At 63.0% G+C, this 18867-nt stretch carries 17 protein-coding genes; 8 read left to right on the top strand and 9 right to left on the bottom strand.

Features of this window, described 5'->3' with window-relative positions:
• Nucleotides 1–94: 94 nt before the first annotated feature.
• Nucleotides 95–1120 carry a bile acid:sodium symporter family protein gene (locus tag BCA01S_RS09535; protein ID WP_027776709.1) on the bottom strand — a complete coding sequence of 342 codons (1026 nt, stop codon included), beginning with the start codon at nt 1118–1120 and terminating at the stop codon, nt 95–97.
• A 562-nt stretch (nt 1121–1682) separates the two neighbouring features.
• On the opposite strand from BCA01S_RS09535, the gene BCA01S_RS09530 reads away from it, so the two are divergent.
• The 4 genes from BCA01S_RS09530 to icmF all read left to right on the top strand — a co-directional run bounded on the left by BCA01S_RS09530 (nt 1683) and on the right by icmF (nt 8476).
• Nucleotides 1683–2138: a hypothetical protein gene (locus BCA01S_RS09530; protein WP_027776708.1), complete on the top strand. Its 456-nt coding sequence runs from the start codon at nt 1683–1685 to the stop codon at nt 2136–2138.
• A 588-nt stretch (nt 2139–2726) separates the two neighbouring features.
• On the top strand, nt 2727–3812 hold the full coding sequence (locus BCA01S_RS09520) for a porin (protein WP_027776706.1): 1086 nt from the start codon (nt 2727–2729) through the stop codon (nt 3810–3812).
• 208 nt (nt 3813–4020) lie between these two features.
• Complete coding sequence (locus BCA01S_RS09515; RefSeq protein ID WP_027776705.1) at nt 4021–4956, top strand: LysR family transcriptional regulator; 936 nt, start codon at nt 4021–4023, stop codon at nt 4954–4956.
• A 121-nt stretch (nt 4957–5077) separates the two neighbouring features.
• Nucleotides 5078–8476: a fused isobutyryl-CoA mutase/GTPase IcmF gene (icmF, locus tag BCA01S_RS09510; protein ID WP_027776704.1), complete on the top strand. Its 3399-nt coding sequence runs from the start codon at nt 5078–5080 to the stop codon at nt 8474–8476.
• A 40-nt stretch (nt 8477–8516) separates the two neighbouring features.
• Here icmF and BCA01S_RS09505 read toward each other — a convergent pair whose 3' ends face one another.
• Nucleotides 8517–9476, bottom strand: coding sequence for an NAD(P)H-dependent flavin oxidoreductase (locus BCA01S_RS09505; protein ID WP_027776703.1), 960 nt, complete (start codon nt 9474–9476; stop codon nt 8517–8519).
• A 290-nt stretch (nt 9477–9766) separates the two neighbouring features.
• Here BCA01S_RS09505 and BCA01S_RS09500 point away from each other — a divergent pair, with 290 nt between their 5' ends.
• The gene (locus BCA01S_RS09500) at nt 9767–10657 is read left to right on the top strand and encodes an alpha/beta fold hydrolase (RefSeq protein WP_027776702.1); all 891 of its coding nucleotides are present in this window, start codon (nt 9767–9769) and stop codon (nt 10655–10657) included.
• A 10-nt stretch (nt 10658–10667) separates the two neighbouring features.
• Here BCA01S_RS09500 and BCA01S_RS09495 read toward each other — a convergent pair whose 3' ends face one another.
• Nucleotides 10668–11138, bottom strand: coding sequence for an Lrp/AsnC family transcriptional regulator (locus tag BCA01S_RS09495; RefSeq protein WP_027776701.1), 471 nt, complete (start codon nt 11136–11138; stop codon nt 10668–10670).
• Nucleotides 11139–11251: 113 nt separating this feature from the next.
• Here BCA01S_RS09495 and BCA01S_RS09490 point away from each other — a divergent pair, with 113 nt between their 5' ends.
• Nucleotides 11252–12151: a DMT family transporter gene (locus tag BCA01S_RS09490; protein WP_027776700.1), complete on the top strand. Its 900-nt coding sequence runs from the start codon at nt 11252–11254 to the stop codon at nt 12149–12151.
• Nucleotides 12152–12528: 377 nt separating this feature from the next.
• Here BCA01S_RS09490 and BCA01S_RS09485 read toward each other — a convergent pair whose 3' ends face one another.
• The 6 genes from BCA01S_RS09485 to BCA01S_RS09460 form a co-directional block, all read right to left on the bottom strand.
• Nucleotides 12529–13458, bottom strand: coding sequence for an MBL fold metallo-hydrolase (locus BCA01S_RS09485; protein WP_027776699.1), 930 nt, complete (start codon nt 13456–13458; stop codon nt 12529–12531).
• Between the two features lie 5 nt (nt 13459–13463).
• Nucleotides 13464–13949, bottom strand: a complete 486-nt coding sequence (locus tag BCA01S_RS09480) for a MaoC family dehydratase (protein ID WP_027776698.1) — start codon at nt 13947–13949, stop codon at nt 13464–13466.
• Nucleotides 13946–14173 carry a DUF1289 domain-containing protein gene (locus tag BCA01S_RS09475; RefSeq protein ID WP_027776697.1) on the bottom strand — a complete coding sequence of 76 codons (228 nt, stop codon included), beginning with the start codon at nt 14171–14173 and terminating at the stop codon, nt 13946–13948. Before BCA01S_RS09475 ends, BCA01S_RS09480 begins: the two co-directional genes overlap by 4 nt.
• A gap of 4 nt (nt 14174–14177) precedes the next feature.
• Nucleotides 14178–14699, bottom strand: a complete 522-nt coding sequence (locus BCA01S_RS09470) for a YbaK/EbsC family protein (protein WP_027776696.1) — start codon at nt 14697–14699, stop codon at nt 14178–14180.
• A 61-nt stretch (nt 14700–14760) separates the two neighbouring features.
• Entirely contained in the window at nt 14761–15687 is a 927-nt protein-coding gene (locus tag BCA01S_RS09465) for a hydroxymethylglutaryl-CoA lyase (protein ID WP_027776695.1), read from the bottom strand.
• A gap of 76 nt (nt 15688–15763) precedes the next feature.
• The gene (locus tag BCA01S_RS09460) at nt 15764–16705 is read right to left on the bottom strand and encodes a 2-hydroxyacid dehydrogenase (RefSeq protein ID WP_027776694.1); all 942 of its coding nucleotides are present in this window, start codon (nt 16703–16705) and stop codon (nt 15764–15766) included.
• Between the two features lie 309 nt (nt 16706–17014).
• On the opposite strand from BCA01S_RS09460, the gene BCA01S_RS09450 reads away from it, so the two are divergent.
• Together BCA01S_RS09450 and BCA01S_RS09445 are read left to right on the top strand one after the other, a co-directional pair.
• The gene (locus BCA01S_RS09450; protein ID WP_027776693.1) at nt 17015–17617 is read left to right on the top strand and encodes an RBBP9/YdeN family alpha/beta hydrolase; all 603 of its coding nucleotides are present in this window, start codon (nt 17015–17017) and stop codon (nt 17615–17617) included.
• A gap of 189 nt (nt 17618–17806) precedes the next feature.
• Nucleotides 17807–18832, top strand: coding sequence for a sulfate ABC transporter substrate-binding protein (locus BCA01S_RS09445; protein ID WP_027776692.1), 1026 nt, complete (start codon nt 17807–17809; stop codon nt 18830–18832).
• The last annotated feature ends 35 nt before the right edge of the window (nt 18833–18867 follow it).

The raw sequence follows: 18867 nt of genomic DNA, 5'->3' as shown, positions 1-18867 counted from the left end.
CGTGAAATAACAAAAAGCCGCGCAAGGCGGCTTTTCTCGAAAACGACGCTCAGGGAGGGCGCTTATGAATGTCCTATTCGCATTGCGCGCGTATTCAACGGCGGGCGACGGCGGCAGCAGCCCGCTCGCGCGAGGCGGCGCGGGTTTCTCCGCTAGTGTCGCGAGCGCCCCAGCGCTGCGCGAGCGCGGCGCAGACCATCAACTGGATCTGGTGGAACAGCATGAGCGGGAGAACGACCGCGCCGACCGCCTGCGAGGCAAAGATGACTTTGGCCATGGGCACGCCGGCGGCAAGACTTTTCTTCGAGCCGCAAAAGATGATGGTGATCTGATCCGCGCGACTGAAGCCGAGCCGCTTGCTCACGAAGATCGTCATGCCCAGCGCGAGCGCGAGCAGCACCACGCTGATGAGCAGCACACCGCCCAAAGCGGAGAGCGGGATCTGATGCCACAGGCCTTCCGTCACGGACTCGCTGAACGCGCCATACACGACCAGCAGAATGGAACCTTGATCGACGAACTTCAGCACGCCGCGATGCCGCTCGATCCACTTGCCGATCAGCGGGCGCAGCAGTTGCCCCGCCACGAACGGAACCAGCAACTGCAGCACGATATTGCCCACGGTGTGCCAAGGAGAGCTAGCGCCCGCCGCCTGATTCGTGACGAGGACACTGACGAGTGCGGGGGTGATGAAGATGCCGAGCAGGCTCGAGGCCGACGCGCTGCAAACCGCGGCCGGAACGTTGCCTTTGGCGATGGACGTGAAGGCGATAGAGGACTGAACCGTCGACGGCAACGTGCAGAGGAAGAGGATCCCGGCGTAGAGCGCAGGCGTGACAAGTGGCGACAGGAGCGGTTTAAGCGCGAGGCCGAGCAGAGGAAACAGCGCGAACGTGCTGAGCAGTACGACCACATGCAGACGCCAGTGCGTCGCGCCCGCAACAATCGCTTCCCGAGAAAGCTTCGCGCCGTGTAGGAAGAACAGCAGGCCGACCGCAATGTTCGTTACCCAGTCGAACCCCGCGGCGGCCTGACCGTGAACCGGCAGCAGGCTTGCGAGTATCACCGTGCCGATCAGGCATAGGGTGAAGTTATCTGGAAGCAGTTTCGGGCGGGCCATGTCGAATTCTCGAAATCGGTGATGCGGGATTGCACGCAAGGCGCGTGCGCGAAAGCGCTGCGGCGCCGATGCTATGGAAAACCCCTATTGTCCGTCTAAACCGATTGAAACGGCAAATTCATTTACCGAATTGATTAATGAGTGCGGTGCATTCCTGCCAGCAACGGTGATTGCGGTTATGAATAGGTGGACGCACTCGGAGCCGCATCCCGCAAGTGCGCTGCGCTGCCCGCTTATTCATCGTGATTCGGAGACATTTTGCATCGTTGCACTTTCGCCTTTCGCGAAGGCGTTGCTCTCTATCTAAGTGCTGCTTTTAAGGCGGTTTTAGCAAGGGTTGTGTCGTGGAAAAACGTCGCAGTAACAACGTGTTACAAGAGCGGGCGAGGCCTAACACTTTTTGGCTCGACACCCTGTGCCCGTGACCATAGATTACCGATCAAAGGCCGTCGGGATGCTCTGCGCTGCGACCTGTTCGCAGCGCCCGCGCCAAGTCCCTCAACAAGTCCATCGCAGCTCGAACGGTGGGCTTCAGGCAAGTCTTCGGGCAAGTGAGTCACTGGTGGACGGGTTGTCGAGAACGAAGCACCTGGCATGGGGCGCGGTAATCGTCGCGCTGTGCTCGTTCGCCTATGCAAAAGGGCCAGGCATGCCGCACGGTGGCGCGAGCTTCGGTGCTGACAGCTATGGTCACGGCAATTACGTAAACCGCGACGTTGGTCGCAACGTCGAGCGTAATCTCGATCCCTCCGGCGCTCCAGGCGAAGGCATGCATCGCGTCGCCGGACCGGGCGCTTATCCTGGCGATGGCCGCGGCGGCATACCGTACGTCGGCGTCATTCAACCCGTCAGCGCAGAGTCGCGCCCCGGGCAACGGCCGCAGCCCAACGCGCCGGTTCGCTCGGGATCGATCCGGGCCGACGTCGCGCGTTATAACGAAGAACGCGGTGCACTGCGCGCCGTTCAGCGCCAAGGCGACGACAGCCGCCCGCCCGAGAGTTCTCCCTACCGAAATTAAGCTCGGAAACCAGGCCCGCCCGGGCCGCGCGTTAATCCGCGTGTTAGTCAATTTCCCAGCAGATCCACGGCGCAGGTTCGCATCGCGTCCAATCCTTGGCAGCGCCCGCTGCCCAAGCTTTATTAATTTGCGCGCCTTTCAATTGGCTTGGCGCGCGCATTACGCTTTAACCCACCTCAGAACCGCGCGCGCAATGTGACGTTTCGACGCCACACTTTTTTGAAAACACTCGGCAGCGAGTCGTCTCCCATCGTCAAATTTGGGCGGTTATGCGGCAGCGCGTCATCAGCATGTCATTTGAAGTGTTATCGGGCGCCTTGCGCATAGCGCGCGCAGCTTGCGCGAGCCGACGTGTCTGTCGCGGCGCCGCGAACATGAACGCGTGAAGGTCTGTAGCAGGCCGATAAGTGACAAAACTAATCAGACCGATATACCCGCAATAACCAGCGATATTTTTGTTCATAAAAATGGTCCGCAAAGATGGTCCCCGCCCAGATTGGCTCGACGATCGAACGGACAACAACAATGGTTCGCGCGAGCTTGCCCTTTCGCACAGCCACACCCCTTTTGACAAAGACTGGAGAATCCATGAAAACAGGCATCAGCCGTGCGCTGAAGACCACCCTTAAGGCAACCGCTTGTGCCGCTTTGCTGGCCAGTGCATCGTCTGCTTTCGCGCAGTCGAGCGTGCAACTCTACGGTCAGGTGGACGAATGGGTCGGCGCGCAGAAATTTCCCGGCGGCAAGACGGCGGTGCAGGTGTCCGGGGGCGGGATGTCGACGTCGTACTGGGGCTTGAAAGGGGCTGAGGATCTGGGCAACGGCTACAAGGCGATCTTTACGCTGGAAGGCTTCTTCCGCGCGCAGAACGGCCAGTACGGCCGCTTCACCGGCGACACGATGTTTTCGCGTAACGCGTACGTCGGTATCGAATCGCCGTACGGCACGGTTACGGCCGGCCGGCTGACTACCGAACTGTTCGTGTCGACGATCCTGTTCAACCCATTCATCGACTCCTACGTCTTCTCGCCGATGGTCTACCACGTGTATCTCGGGCTCGGCACGTTCCCGACTTACTCGACCGATCAAGGCGTGACCGGCGACTCCGGCTGGAATAACGCGGTCCAATATCAGTCGCCGAACTTCAACGGCCTGTCGGCGAGCGCAATGTATGCGCTGGGTAACACGACCCAGAACGGCGCGAAGAAGTGGAGCGGCCAGGTTCTGTATTTCCACGGCCCGTTTGCCGCGACCGCGGTCTATCAGTACGTGAACTTCAACAACACGCCGGGAGACCTGGGCAGCTTCGATTCCTCGGGCGTGCCGGGCCTGAAGGCGCAGAGCGTCGCGCAAGTCGGCGTCTCGTATGACCTCAAGTATGTGAAGCTGTTCGGCCAGTACATGTACACGCACAACGACCAGACGCTGACGAGCTGGCACGTGAACACCGCGCAAGGCGGCGTCACGGTGCCGGCGGGTCCGGGCTCGGTGATGGCGTCGTATGCTTATTCGCGCGACGGCGGCGGCTTCGACCAGACGCGCCAGACCGCGGCGATCGGCTACGACTACCCGCTGTCCAAGCGCACCGACGTGTACGCGGCTTACCTGTACGACCACATCACCAGCCAGTCGAGCGGCAATACGTACGGCGTCGGCTTGCGCGCGAAGTTCTAGGCGTCGCTGCGTAGCTGAACCGGCCGGGGCGCGGCGACTGCCGCGAGCCGCGCCCCACTCACAACCTCCAAAGCCCGCGTTCCTCACGGAACGCGGGCTTTGGTCTTTTCCGACTTCTGACGCGACTCCGGCCATAGTCGTTTCGCCATCGGCCCTTTGATAAACCGGGCAAAATAACGCCGATTAATTCCTATAGCGAGCGATTCGGATGGACACCCTCGTCAGCATGAAAGTGTTCCGGCAAGTGGTCGAGGTGGGCAGCTTCGTGGGCGCGGCTGAACGGATGGAGATGTCCGCGGCAATGGCGAGCAAGCACGTGATGCATCTCGAACAACAGCTCGGCGCGCGCCTGCTGAACCGCACCACGCGCCGGGTCGCGCCGACCGAGGCCGGCCGCGAATACTACGAGCGCCTGAGTCAGGTGCTCACCGAACTCGAGGAAGCGGAGCAGGTGGTCGGGGCGGCGAGCGTCGTGCCGCAAGGGCGCTTGCGGGTGTCGTCGCTGTCGGCATTCGGGCTGAGTCACGTGATGGCCGCGGTCGCCGACTACGCCGCGCAGTATCCGCAAGTCACGGTCGACATCACGTTGTCGGACCGCGTCGTCGAACTGATCGACGAAGGCTTCGACGTCGCGATCCGCGCTTCGCCGAGCGGCCTCAAGTCGTCGTCGCTGATCGCGCGGCAGATCGCGATGGCGCATCTGCTGCTGTGCGCGTCGCCGGAGTATCTGCGCCGGCGCGGCACGCCGAAGACGGTCGCCGATCTCGCGCGCCACAACATTCTGCAATACACGGGCGTGTCGGCGCTCGACGTCCTGCAAGCCACCGGCGAAGCCGCGCGCGTGCGCCTGTCCGGCAATCTGATCGTCAATCATCTCGAGGCGCAGCGCGTCATGGTGCTGCACGGTGCGGGCATCGCGCTGCTCGGCACCGAAGTGATCGGCGCCGATCTGGCAGAAGGGCGTCTCGTGCCTGTGCTCGTCGATGAAGTGCCGCCTCGCGAGTTGCCGATTCATGTGGTGTACGCGAGCCGGCGCCATTTGTCCGCGAAGGTGCGCTCGTTCGTGGACTTCCTCGCGGACCGGTTCGCGAACGAGTCGCTGTGGCCGTCGCTCGAACAGATCGAGGCACTGGCCGTGAGATAGCGCTCTGGCAAAGCCCGTTGGTACGCCCCAAGCCGCAAACCGCCGGAGCCGCGCCCATCTGTTTCGTTATACTGGTTGCCAGCACCCACACACGCAAACAGCGTAACGATCTGGGGGAGACATGACCGATCTGTCCACGCCGCAGCGCGCCGCCAGCCACGAGCTGCCCGCCGGCCGGCGCTTGCGCTTCGTCACCGCTGCAGCCCTGTTCGACGGCCACGATGCGTCGATCAACATCATGCGCCGCATCCTGCAAGCGAGCGGCGTCGAGGTCATCCATCTAGGCCATAACCGCTCCGTCGATGAAGTCGCGACCGCCGCGCTGCAGGAAGATGCGGACGGCGTCGCGGTGTCGAGCTACCAGGGCGGCCATAACGAATACTTCCGCTACCTGGTCGATCTGCTGCGAGCGCGAGGCGGTGAGCGCATCAAGGTGTTCGGCGGCGGCGGCGGGGTGATCGTATCCGACGAAATCGTCGCGCTGGAAAACTACGGAGTCGAAAAGATCTATTCGCCGCGCGACGGCCAGCGGCTTGGCCTGCAAGGAATGATCGACGACATGATCGCGCGCTGCGCAGCAGCGGCACGCGAGGACGCCACAGCGCGGACCGGCGCAGTCGGCGACTGGCTCGCCAGCGTGACTGGTCAACCGCTGTCGCACCTGCGTTCGAGCGCGCAGGTAAGGGGCGAGACAAGCAGCGGTGGTTCGCGCGACGCGAGTTCGCTCCTGTTCCGCCGGCTCGCTCAACTGATCAGCGCCTTCGAAACGAGCGGCGTCGCGTCGTCGAAGCGTGCGGAGCTCTCCGCTCTTACTCAGGCAGTGCAGATCCCCGTGCTCGGCATTACCGGCACGGGCGGCGCGGGCAAATCGTCGCTTACCGACGAACTCATCCGCCGCTTCCGGCTGGATTACGGCGACACGCTGACCATCGCCGTGCTCGCCATCGACCCGTCGCGCCGCAAGTCCGGCGGCGCGCTACTCGGCGATCGCATCCGCATGAACGCAATCGGCGACTGGGGCGGCGGAGCACGCGTCTATATGCGCTCGATGGCGACGCGCGAGGCATCGAGCGAAATCTCCGACGCGCTGCCCGACGCGCTGATGCTGTGCAAGGCGGCCGGTTTCGACCTGATCGTCGTGGAAACGTCAGGGATCGGTCAGGGCAACGCGGCCATCGTGCCGTTCGTCGACGAATCGCTGTATGTCATGACGCCCGAATTCGGCGCGGCCAGCCAGTTGGAGAAGATCGACATGCTCGACTTCGCCGACGCCGTCGCGATCAACAAGTTCGACCGCAAGGGCGCGCCAGATGCGTTGCGCGATGTCGCGAAACAGGTGCAGCGTAACCGCGCCGACTTTGCGAAATCGCCCGAGGCAATGCCGGTGTTCGGCACGATCGCTTCGCACTTCAACGACGACGGCGTGACCGCGCTTTACCAGTACATCGCCGAAGCGCTGCGCAAGCACGGCCTGCGCTCAGGAGGCGGCCGTTTGTCGGTTGCGGCCGACGTGCGCTTTTCGAGCGGCCGTCACGCGATCGTGCCGCCTGCGCGCGTGCGCTATCTCGCGGAAATCGCACAGACCATCCACGCTTATCGCGAGCGGGTCGATCAGCAAGCCGGCGTTGCGCGCGAACGCTGGCAACTCGTCGAAGCGCGCCGGATGCTCGGGGAAGCCAGCGCAGACGCGCACGATGCAGACGATGCGCAAGCCTCGCTCGACGCGCTCATCGAGCAACGCACCACCGCACTCGGCGAGCACGAGCGCAAACTGCTCGACGCGTGGCCGCAAACTGTCGCCGCCTACTCGGGCGATGATCATGTGGTACGCATTCGTGACCGCGAGATACGCACCGCGCTCACGGCCACGACCTTATCGGGCACACAGCTGCGCAAAGTCGCGTTGCCGAAATTCGTCGACCACGGCGAGATTCTGCGCTGGCTGATGCTCGACAATCTGCCGGGTTACTTTCCGTTCACTGCAGGCGTCTTTCCTTTCCGTCGCGAGAACGAAGACCCGACGCGAATGTTCGCCGGAGAAGGCGATCCGTCGCGCACCAACCGGAGGTTCAAGCTGCTGTCCGAGGGCATGCGGGCCAAGCGTCTTTCGACCGCGTTCGACTCGGTCACGCTCTACGGCGAAGAGCCGGATGAGCGCCCCGACATCTACGGCAAGGTGGGCAACTCCGGCGTATCGGTCGCGACGCTCGACGACATGCATGCGCTCTACGACGGCTTCGATCTGTGCGCGCCGCAGACGTCGGTGTCGATGACGATCAACGGCCCCGCGCCGACCATACTCGCCATGTTCTTCAACGTCGCGATCGATCAGCATATCGCGCGCCAGGCACAGCAACTGGGCCGTGCGCTGAGCGAAGACGAACTCGCCGAGACGCGCCGCATGGCGTTGGAGAATGTACGCGGCACGGTGCAGGCCGACATTCTGAAAGAGGACCAAGGCCAGAACACCTGTATTTTTTCGACCGAGTTCAGCCTCAAGGTGATGGGCGATATTCAGGCATATTTTGTCGAACACCGCGTGCGTAACTTCTACTCGGTGTCGATCTCCGGCTATCACATTGCCGAAGCCGGCGCGAATCCGATCTCGCAACTCGCCTACACGCTCGCTAACGGCTTTACGTACGTCGAGGCTTATCTGGCGCGCGGCATGTCGATTGACGACTTCGCGCCGAATCTGTCGTTCTTCTTTTCCAACGGCATGGACCCGGAATACACGGTGCTCGGCCGCGTTGCGCGGCGCGTGTGGGCGATCGCAATGCGCGAGCGTTACGGCGCGAACGAACGCAGCCAGAAGCTCAAGTATCACGTGCAGACCTCGGGCCGTAGCCTGCACGCGCAAGAGATCGACTTCAACGATATCCGCACCACGCTGCAAGCGCTGATCGCGATCTACGACAACTGCAACTCGCTGCACACGAATGCATTCGACGAAGCGATCACCACACCCACCGAGGAGTCGGTTCGACGCGCGGTGGCGATTCAGTTGATCATCAACCGCGAATGGGGGCTGGCGAAGAATCAGAATCCGAATCAGGGCAGCTTCGTGATCGACGAACTGACCGACCTCGTCGAAGAAGCGGTACTCGCCGAATTTGACCGGCTGACCGAGCGCGGCGGCGTGCTCGGCGCAATGGAGACCGGTTATCAGCGCGGGCGCATTCAGGACGAGTCGATGCTGTACGAGCATCGCAAGCATGACGGCTCGTATCCGATCGTCGGCGTGAATACGTTTGTGAGCGCGAAGCCGCATGTAGCGCCGACGCCAATTGCGCTCGCCCGCTCCACCGAAGAAGAGAAGCAAAGCCAGTTGAAACGTCTGCGCGATTTCCAGGCGCGGCATCGCGACGCCGCGCCGGCCGCGCTCGAGCGTCTGCAACGCGCAGTGATCGACGACGAAAACGTCTTTGCGGTGCTGATGGATGTGGTGCGCGTCTGTTCGCTTGGGCAAATCACGCACGCGTTGTTCGAAGTGGGCGGGCAGTATCGTCGGAATATGTAGCGGGAGCCACCCCCGCAACCCCCGGCAACCCTCGGCGAAGTCAGCGCAGGATACCGAGTCGCGCCTTTGCGTCGTCGTATTCCTTCGACAGACGCTTGACCAGCTCGCCCACGCTCGGCACGTCGTCCATCAGGCCGACGCCCTGGCCCGCGCCCCAGATGTCTTTCCACGCCTTCGCCTTGTCGTTCGCGAAGTTCATCTTGGTTTTGTCCGATTCGGGCAGCGCGTCCGGATCGAGCCCGGCGTTGACGATGCTCTCGCGAATGTAATTGCCGTGCACACCCGTGAACAGGTTCGTGTAGATGATGTCCGACGCGGTGGAATTGACGATAGCCTGCTTGTAGCTGTCCACCGCATGCGCCTCTTTCGTCGCGATGAAGCGCGTTCCCATGTACGCAAGGTCGGCGCCCATGGCTTGCGCGGCCAGAATCGAGCCGCCGTTCGCAATCGATCCCGACAGCACGATCGGGCCGTCGAAAATGCGCCGCACTTCGCCGACCAGCGCGAACGGCGAGGTAGTGCCCGCATGACCGCCCGCCCCCGACGCAACCAGAATCAGACCGTCTACGCCCGCTTCCAGCGCCTTCTGCGCGTGCCGCAGATTGATCACGTCATGCAGCACGATTCCGCCGTAGCTGTGCACTGCATCGACAATCTCGCGCGCCGGCGCGCGCAGGCTCGTAATGAAGATGGGCACCTTGTGCTCGACGCAGACCCGCACGTCATGTTCGAGCCGCGTATTCGATTGATGGACGATCTGGTTGACGGCAATCGGTCCGATTACCGAGTCGGGATTCGCCGCCTTATGTTCGGCGAGTTGCGCCTGCAGTTGCGTGAGCCATTCGTCGAGCAGTTCGGCGGGGCGCGCATTCAACGCGGGGAACGAACCGACGATGCCGGCCTTGCACTGCGCCAGCACGAGCTCCGGATAGCTGACGATGAACATCGGCGAGGCGACGACAGGCAACGCCAGATTTTGTAGAACGGCGGGCAATGCCATAGTGCGGGTCTCCTGATTGACTGACCGGTGCGCAAAGCGCCCGGCTGTTGATGAGTGTAGCGGCATGCGGCTTGCGCCGTGGCGAAGCTGACAGCCCGCGCATAGGGCCGCTCGAACGTTTAAGAACGATCGTTCGATTATAAGGCAGGCGTGTGCTTTGCGTTCGCCGGTTCGTTTAGAACGGTTCGAATGAGTGTTCGGGTTCTATGCTTTGCGTGGGTTGTCCCACCCGGTCCGGACACATTGAGCTTTTACAATGCACTGACTTCAAACGACGAGAGATGCCGGCCATGGCCTTCGAAAATTTCACGCCCTTTCGCGTCGCCGCGGGCGATGCAGATATCTTCGGAGTAAAGGGCGGAGCGGGGCCGCCGCTTCTACTGCTGCACGGCCATCCGCAATCGCATCTGATCTGGGCGCGCTGCGCGGACCAGCTGGCTCAGCACTTCACGGTCATTGCCACCGATCTTCGCGGCTATGGCGTATCGGGAAAACCGCAGAGCGACGCCACGCATGCGCCGTATTCGAAACGCACCATGGCCGCCGATCAGGTCGCAGTGATGCGGCACTTCGGGTTCGAGCGCTTTCTCGTCTGCGCGCATGACCGCGGCGCGCGCGTCGCGCATCGCATGGCGCTCGATCATGCGGACGCCGTCGAACGTTTGATGCTGCTCGACATAGCACCGACACTGGCAATGTACGAAGCGACCGACCGTACCTTCGCCACGCATTATTTCCACTGGTTCTTTCTGATTCAACCGGAGCCGCTGCCCGAAACGCTGATCGGCGCAAACCCGGCTGCTTATGTCGATGCGGTCATGGGAAGCCGTCACGCAGGTCTCGCGCCGTTCGACCCGGCCGCGCTCGACGCTTACCGCTCGGCGCTCGCGCAACCCGGTGCGGTGCATGCAATGTGCGAGGACTACCGCGCGTCGGCGAGTATCGACCTTGAGCACGACCGCGCTGACATTGAGCGCGGACAGAAGATCGCCTGCCCGTTGCGCGTGTTGTGGGGCGACAAGGGCGTGATCGAAAAATGCTTCGACGCGCTGGACGAATGGCGTCACGTGGCGCGCGACGTGAGCGGCCGTTCGCTGTCGTGCGGCCACTACATACCCGAAGAGGCGCCTGACGAACTGGTCGCCGAAATGCTGTCCTTCTTCGAAGCGCTCGAAAGGTAGCGTTGCTCGCTTAACCGAGTGGCGGCAGGCGCCGCTTGATGGGCGTCGATTTGACGATCGCGCTGCTGGTCTCCGCCCGCTCGGCGACCTTCGACAGAATCTCGTCGAGGTGCTCGATCGAATGCAGATAGAGGCGGCAGATAAAGCAATCGTCGCCCGTCACTTTGTCGCATTCCACGAACTCCGGGATTCGCCGGATCACTTCTTCCACCAGATGCAACTGGCCGGGTAAAGGCTTCACGCGCACGATAGCTTGCAGCGTGAAACCCAACGCGCGCGGATCCAGCTGGACGGTGAAGCGTTCGATCACGCCTTGCGCTTCCAGCCGTCGAATGCGCTCGGCCGTACTCGGCGCCGATAGTCCGACGAGGCGAGCAAGTTCACTGACTGGCCGGCGCGCGTCTTCGGCGAGCGCGGCGAGGAGCGCGCGGTCCGTGTCGTCGAGCGCTGCAGGCGTGGGCTGCGCGAGGCGTTTTGTCATGACGGCCTTCGATTATTAGGTTGGATCGTGATATTGCTTAAGTTTAGCCATGTATTCGTGACAGCGGATTATCTACACTGCTCGTCAGGCAGAATTGAATCGAGGATCGGATCATGGCTTCAAACGAAATCCGGCGCGGCGCGGCGGAGATGAGCATCGCAATGCTGATGTCGGGCACGATTGGCTGGCTGGTGGTGTCGTCGCAGCAGAGTCCGTTCAACGTGGTGTTTTTCCGCTGCATTTTCGGCGGAGCAACGCTCGCGCTGGTGTGCGCCGTGCTCGGTTTCTTCAGGCGCAAGCTGTTCTCGTGGAAGATGCTCGGGCTCGCGTTGCTCGGCGGCGCGGCGATTGTCGCGAACTGGGTGCTGCTGTTCGCCGCCTATTCGCGCGCGTCGATCTCGATGGCGACTGCCGTCTACAACACGCAGCCGTTCATGCTGGTGGCGCTCGGCGCGCTGGTGTTTCGTGAGCGCATCAGCGCGTCCACGGTCGTGTGGCTGCTGATCGCATTTATCGGGCTCGTGTTTGTCGTCAAGGTCGAACCGGCGGTACTGGCGGTGCCGGGGCAATATCTGGTGGGTATCGCCTATGCGGTGGGCGCGGCGGCAATGTATGCGGTTTCCTCGATTATCACGAAGCGGTTGAAGGGCACGCCGCCGCATCTGATTGCGCTGATCCAGGTCTCGCTCGGCGTGGTCATGCTGGCGCCGTTCGTGCGTTTCGACGCGCTGCCCGCCACCGGCGCGCAATGGCTCGAACTGGTCGTGCTGGGCGTTGTGAACACCGGCCTCATGTATGTGTTGCTGTACGGCGCTATTCAGAAGCTGCCGACCTCCATGACCGGAGCGCTGTCATTCATTTATCCGGTGGTGGCGATCATCGTCGACCGCGTCGCGTTTGGTCAGGCACTAGCGTGGATTCAGGTGCTGGGCGCGGTGCTGATCCTCGTTGCGGCTGCCGGCGTCAATCTCGGCTGGCGCATCGTGCCGCAAAGGCGCGTGCCGTCCGTCTGAGCGCCGCGCGTCCGGCCAACGGGGTAAGCCGCAATGCTATGGATTGCAAACCATATGCGCGGACGTTTGCTCATATAAGCGGATCAAACTTCGCCAGGCTCGGCGCGGTTCCGTTGCTTTCCGACCGCATGCGGGTCAACGGCCGCCGTCAAGCGTCTGTAGGGAAATCACTGATGCGGTCAAAAATCGCGCGCGCGTATCATTCGACCAGACGCTGATCACGTCCGACAGAATTTCCGCCGCTCGCCTTCATAGGTCGAGCGGCTTTCTTTTTGTGGCGGCGTTTTTGCCGACCCGCCGAAGCTGGCGCGCTTGCCAACGCGCATGCGCCGGCTACCAGTGGCCGGACTTTCGATCACTCCAGGCAACGTAGGCGCTTACGCCCGTTGAGCCGCACGCGCGACGATCCGCTCGCCATCCACCATTAGCGGTCCGTTTCCGGCAGCCAGTTCATCGACAAGCGTTTTGACGAGTGCGGGCCATTCGCCACGCGGCATCAGCATTGAAGCGGCCGCACGCATGACCGCTGCGTCGTCGAGCATTTGCAGCAGCGTCGCAAAGCTCATCGCGCGGACGTCGAGCAGCTTGAAGACAATCAGCACCTTGAGCGCATTCTTCGCATTGCGTGCCGGGTCGGCGCGCAACCACGCCACGCGGGAGAAAGCCCGGTCCAGCGCCTGTCCCACGTTCGTGAACGGCGCGCCATGGCCGGGAATCACAAGGCGCACGTCGAGCGCTGCAATAGCTTCGAGCACCGCCTGCTCCTCCGCGAAGCCGCTTTCGCCCTCGAGCTCCGGAAAGATCACGCCGAAGCCGTTCTCCCACAGCGCGTCGGCGCTGATCAGGACGCGTTCGTCAGCGCAGTACAGCATCAGCGAATGCGGATCGTGACCGGGCGCGCCTAGCACCTGCCAGTCGAGTGCGCCCAGGCGCAGCGTCGCGCCCGGTGCGATTGTGCCTGTGAAGCCGAAGCGCTCGCAGGTCTGCGCAGTTGCGCGGAAGCTCAGCCGCGCATCGTCCCAGTCGCTCACGGCGCCGGCTTCGGAGGCCGGGATGAGCGTGCCGCAGGGCCACGAAGACTGCAGCAGCGCATTGCCGCCGCAATGGTCGGAATGCAGATGCGTGTTGACGATCAGATCGAGCGGCCGCTCGCCGAGCGCCTGCTGGACGAGCGCCAACGTTTGATGCGCATGCGTCGCGTAACCGGTGTCCACGATAGCGGCGCAGTCGTCGTCGACGAGCAGCACGTTGTTCGACGAAAGCCAGCCGCGCTCGAAGACGCGGATCGACGCAGGCAATGCGGGCAATGCGTTCATAGCGTGCCCGTGCCCGAGTCGGCTGCTACGCCTGCGCTCACGGATGCCTCGGCTTTCGGCATCACGAGAATAGTCGACGTGCCGACCACTGCAACCTCACCACGCTGATTCTTGACCGAGCCCTCGAGATGCGTCAGGTCTCCGTTCAGGCTCGGCTTCCAGTAAGCATCGCGCACGCGCCAGGTCATGGTGAGCGTGTCGCCTGCGTGCGCGGCCTTTTTCAGCTTGATATCGAAGTCGAGTCCGAGTGGCTGCGCATAGGTCGAAAAATGCGTCGCGAGCAGCGCCATGAAGTGAGCAGTGGGCTGTGTGCCCGACGCGATGAGACCGCCGAAGCGGCTTTGCGCCGCGTAGGCTTCGTCGTGATGCAGCGGGTTCATGTCGTTGACGAGCGTTGCGAACGACTTCACCGAATCCACCGACAACGTGAGCGTCGAGCTGAACGTCTCGCCGATGGTGACAATGCGCGGCGGCGCGTTCATGGCTGCACCTTTGCCTGGCCTGCGATCAACCGGGCGCGCCGGGCATCCAGTTCGTTCCACACGGCGCGCTTCTCGTGATCGTCGTAGATCGACCAGCCGGCGATTTCGTCGATGGTGCGCAGGCAACCTTCGCACCAGCCGGTCGACGCATTCATCCGGCACACGTTGATGCACGGCGACGGCACGCCGCCGGCATCCGTTGCTTTGTCGATTACCGCTGTCATCGCTTCAGGCCGTCTCGCGCAGCGCCACGTCGACTACCGGCGCGCCCGTCAATGCAACCAGTTCCTGGGCGCTCAGATTGAACACCGCATGCGGGTGTCCGGCGGCCGCCCACAGGCTGTCCAGCGCGAGCAGGTCTTCATCGATCAGCGTGACCGGCTCGACCGCATGACCGACCGGACACACGCCGCCAATTGCATAGCCGGTCTTTTCGCGGACGAACTTCGCGTCGGCGCGGCCGATGTCGCCCACCTGCGCCGCCACCTTCTTTTCATCGACGCGATTCGCGCCGCTTGCGACCACCAGCACCGGCGCATCGTCTTCGCGACGGCGAAACAGTATCGACTTTGCGATCTGCGCGACTGAACAGCCAAGGCCGGCGGCGGCTTCGGCGGAAGTCTTGCCGGTCTCCGGCAGCATGACGATCCGGCCACTGTGTCCGCGCTCGCGCAGCAGCAGTGCAACGCGGCGTGCAGAGTCCGGTAATGCGGTGAGATCGTCCGGGTCGAGAGAAGCTTGGTGCGTCATCGTGTCAGGTCCTGATAGTCTGGTGTCGGGCAATGTCTTGAGGAAGATTTTCGACGCGGGCTCAAACGCAGTTGGCCGCTTCGCTGCGCGCCTTCGCAAGCAGCGCCTTGCCCGCGCGCGAAACGTTCGGCCGACCGATCGACGTGGAAATGAAATCGCCGATTGCCACGACTTGAGCAAGGTCGATGCCGGTCTCGATGCCGAGGCCGTTCATCAGATACAGCACGTCTTCGGTCGCGACGTTGCCGGTTGCGCCCTTGGCATACGGACAACCGCCGAGCCCCGCCACCGACGCGTGATAGATTTCGATGCCTTCCTGCAGCGCCGCGTAGATGTTGGCCAGCGCCTGGCCATACGTGTCGTGAAAGTGCCCGGACAGACGCTCGCGCGGAAACACCTGCGTCACCGCTTCGAAGACTTCGCGCGTGCGCTTCGGCGTGCCCACGCCGATCGTATCCGCGATGTCGATTTCGTCGCAGCCGAGCGCTGCAAAGCGTTGCACCACGTCGACCACCGACGCGACCGGCACCTCGCCTTGATACGGACAACCGAGCGCACACGACACGCTGCCGCGAATGCGCAGGCCGTGCTCCTTGACTGCCTGCGCGACCGGTGCGAATCGTTCGATACTTTCCGCGATGCTGCAGTTGATGTTCTTCTGTGAGAACGCCTCGCTCGCGGCGCCGAAGATCACGATCTCGTCCGCGCGTGCGGCAAGCGCGCCTTCGAAGCCGCGCAGGTTAGGCGTGAGCACCGAATAGATGGTGCCGGGGCGGCGCTCGATGCCGGACATGACTTGCGCGCCGTCGGCCATCTGCGGCACCCATTTCGGCGACACGAACGACGCCGCTTCGACGTTGCGAAAACCCGCTGCGGAGAGCCGGTTGATCAGTTCGATCTTCGTGGCGGTCGGCACGAACTCCTTCTCGTTCTGGAGGCCGTCGCGCGGGCCCACTTCGACGATTTTCACTTGCTGCGGTACGGCCATGATTGTCTCCTCATACACAGTAGTCGATCGGAGTTGGCGGTTTGGCACCTGCTCCTGCTCATGCAATTCGACGATGTCAATATCCGCGTTCGATGTCCACCACGCCCCCGACCGCTTCACCACGCTCCAATGCCAACATTTTTTCCGCGATCTGCGCGACGCTTTCTTCGCGCAACGTTAGCGCGGAGATGTGCGGCGTAATGGTAATGCGCGGCTCCTGCCAGAACGGGTGATCGGCGGGTAACGGTTCCTCGCGAAACACGTCGAGCGTGGCCGCGGCCAGTTGACCGCTTGCCAGCGCGTCGAGCAGATCTGCTTCGACGAGATGCGCGCCGCGTGCAACGTTGATCAGATACGCGCCACGCTCAAGCCGCGAAAACGTGCGCGCGCCTAGCACATCGGCGGTATCCGGCGTATGCGGCAGCAGATTCACGAGCACCTTCACGCCGTCGAGAAACGCGTCGAATTGCGCCGCGCCAGCAAACGTCGTGATGCCTTCGACGTGCCGCGCGCTGCGGCTATAGCCGCGCACCGGCATGCCGAGCGCGGCGACAGCTTGTGCGACATGTGCGCCGAGCACGCCGAGTCCGAGCACACCCACCGTGAACGTCTCGCGCGGATGCGGATCGAGTACTTGCCAGCGACCCTCGCGTTGCAGCGTCTGATATTCGTCGAAGCGCCGCAGATAGCGCAGCACCGCGTGCGTTACGTATTCGGCCATTTGCGGCGCCATGCCGCTGTCTTCGAGACGGACCAACTGCGCGTTGCCGGGCAACGTGCCGGGCTGCTCGCGTTCGAGCGCGAGAATCGCGTCGACGCCCGCACCCAGATTGAAAATCGCCCGCAGATCGCTGCGGCCGACCAGCATGTCGCGAGGCGGGCGCCATACGACGGCAAAATCGGCGGGCGCGGTGTCGCCGGACTGCCATTCGCGCAAATCGGCCTCCGGCAGCGCACGGGCGAAGTCGTGCAGCCAGGCGGCGGCTTCGGCGTTCGGCATGTAAAAGAGGATTTTCATGCGGCCTCGCCGTTGAATGCGCGATCGCGCCGCTTCGCGCGAGACGGGCGGCAGCATGGCTGCGAGGCTTCCGGCGGCTGCGGCGCGGCGCACGACGCTGGCAACATGAGGGCTCCTCCTTTTATGGATAGGCTTCATTCTACTTTTTCGCCGGCAATCCCGCGCGGTTGCGCACGACCGTGCGCGTCGCGGGCCAATGCGCCGCCCGTTGCTGCGATCCACTCCATAAACAAAGCACAAAAACTTGGTTCGTCCACGCGTCGCGCGGCGGGACAATGGCCTCCCGGTTTCCCGTAGCGAGGGACAGACATGCTTTCATGCACCACAGCGCCGTGGCCGCCGCGGCTCGTGACCGTTCCCGGCCTGCACGGCAGTGAGGGCGCACATTGGCAAACCTGGCTCGAGCGCCAGTTCGCGCGGTCGTTGCGCGTCGAGCAGGCCGACTGGGATGCACCGGATGTCGCAGGTTGGGCGAACTCGCTGCGCGAACTGCTCGCGCGTGAACGGGGGCCGTTCGTGCTCGCCGCGCATAGCTTCGGCTGCCTCGCGGCTGCGCACGCGTTGCAGCAGGCGTCGTATGCAAACGAGGTAGTCGGCGTGCTGTTCGTCGCGCCCGCAAGCCCGCACAAATTCGCTTTCGCGGGACCGTTCGAGGCGCGGCGTGTCGGCGTTCCGTCCATTCTGATCGGCAGTGAAACCGATCCGTGGATGCCGCTCGCCGGCGCTCGCGAACTCGCGCAGCGCTTCGGCAGTGCGTTCGTCAATCTGGGCGACGCAGGGCATATCAACACCGCAGCCGGGTTCGGCCCGTGGCCGAGGGCGAAGTATTTCGTCGACACACTGGTGCATTGCGCAGCGCCGCTGCGCTTTCGCGACGAAGCACTCGAGATTGGCCAGCAGGCGCTGGTTTGACGCGCTGGTTCTGGCCCGTTCGTTCGGCAGATCTGTTCGGCTTCTAATCGTGCGCCGCTCGATGCCCGGCATGCGACGACTATCGCGAGCCCGCTTCGGCCGCGGCGCGCACAGGCGATCCGCTAGAATCCCGCTTCACGCTGCGCTATTGCGCGGCCACAGGTTTTTATCATCGATAGCGGGGACAACATGGCATACAGGACGGGGACAACGCGCTGGCTGGCGGCCGGTTTTACGGCAGCCGCGCTTGCGCTCGGCGGCGTGTCGGCAGCGCACGCAGAGACGTCATTGATGAACGTGTCTTACGACGTGACGCGCGAGTTGTACAAGGACATCAATGCCGGCTTCATCGCCGCGTACAAGCAGAAGAGCGGCGAGAGCGTATCGATTCGCCAGTCGCATGGCGCGTCGAGCGCGCAGGCGTTGTCGGTATTGCAGGGTTTGCAGGCGGACGTCGTGACGATGAACCAGCCGAACGACATCGACCTGCTCGCGGAAAAAGGCCAACTGGTCCCTGCCAACTGGCGCACGCGTCTGCCGGACGACAGTGCACCGTACACGACTACGATGGTGTTCCTCGTACGCAAGGGCAACCCGAAGCACATCAAGGACTGGGATGATCTGGCCAGGCCCGGCGTGCAAGTGGTGATCGCGAATCCGAAAACTTCGGGCAACGGACGTTATACCTATCTGGCCGCGTGGGGTTATCGCAAGCAGCACGGCGGCAGCGACGCACAGGCGCTCGACTTCGAAAAAGCGATCTTCAAGAATGTGCCGGTGCTCGACACGGGTGGCCGCGGCGCAACGACGACGTTCACGCAACGCGGCATCGGCGATGTGCTGGTGACATTCGAAAACGAAGTCGCGTTGATGAATACCGGCGTGGGCGCGGGCAATTTCGAAGCGGTTTATCCGTCGGTGAGCCTGCTTGCGGCGCCGCCGGTATCGATCGTCGACAAGGTGGTCGACAAGCGCGGCACGCGCAAGGAGGCGCAGGCTTATCTGGACTATCTGTGGTCGCCGGCCGCGCAGGAGATCATCGCGCAACATCATCTGCGTCCGCGTGACAAGAACATACTCGCGAAGCACGCCGCCGAGTTCAAGCCGATCAAGACGTTCACCGTCGAAGAAATGTTCGGCAACTGGCAGAAAGCGCAGCAAACGCATTTCTCGGACGGTGGGACGTTCGATCAGATCATCGTCGACAAGAAGTAACTTGCTCGGCTGGAGATAAAAAAGGCCGCTTCATA

The sequence above is a fragment of the Paraburkholderia caledonica NBRC 102488 genome, assembly GCF_000685095.1.
GTDB classification, from domain to species: domain Bacteria; phylum Pseudomonadota; class Gammaproteobacteria; order Burkholderiales; family Burkholderiaceae; genus Paraburkholderia; species Paraburkholderia caledonica.
The sequence above is the reverse complement of the archived record's forward strand: the minus strand, read 5'-3'. Positions and strand labels throughout refer to the sequence as shown.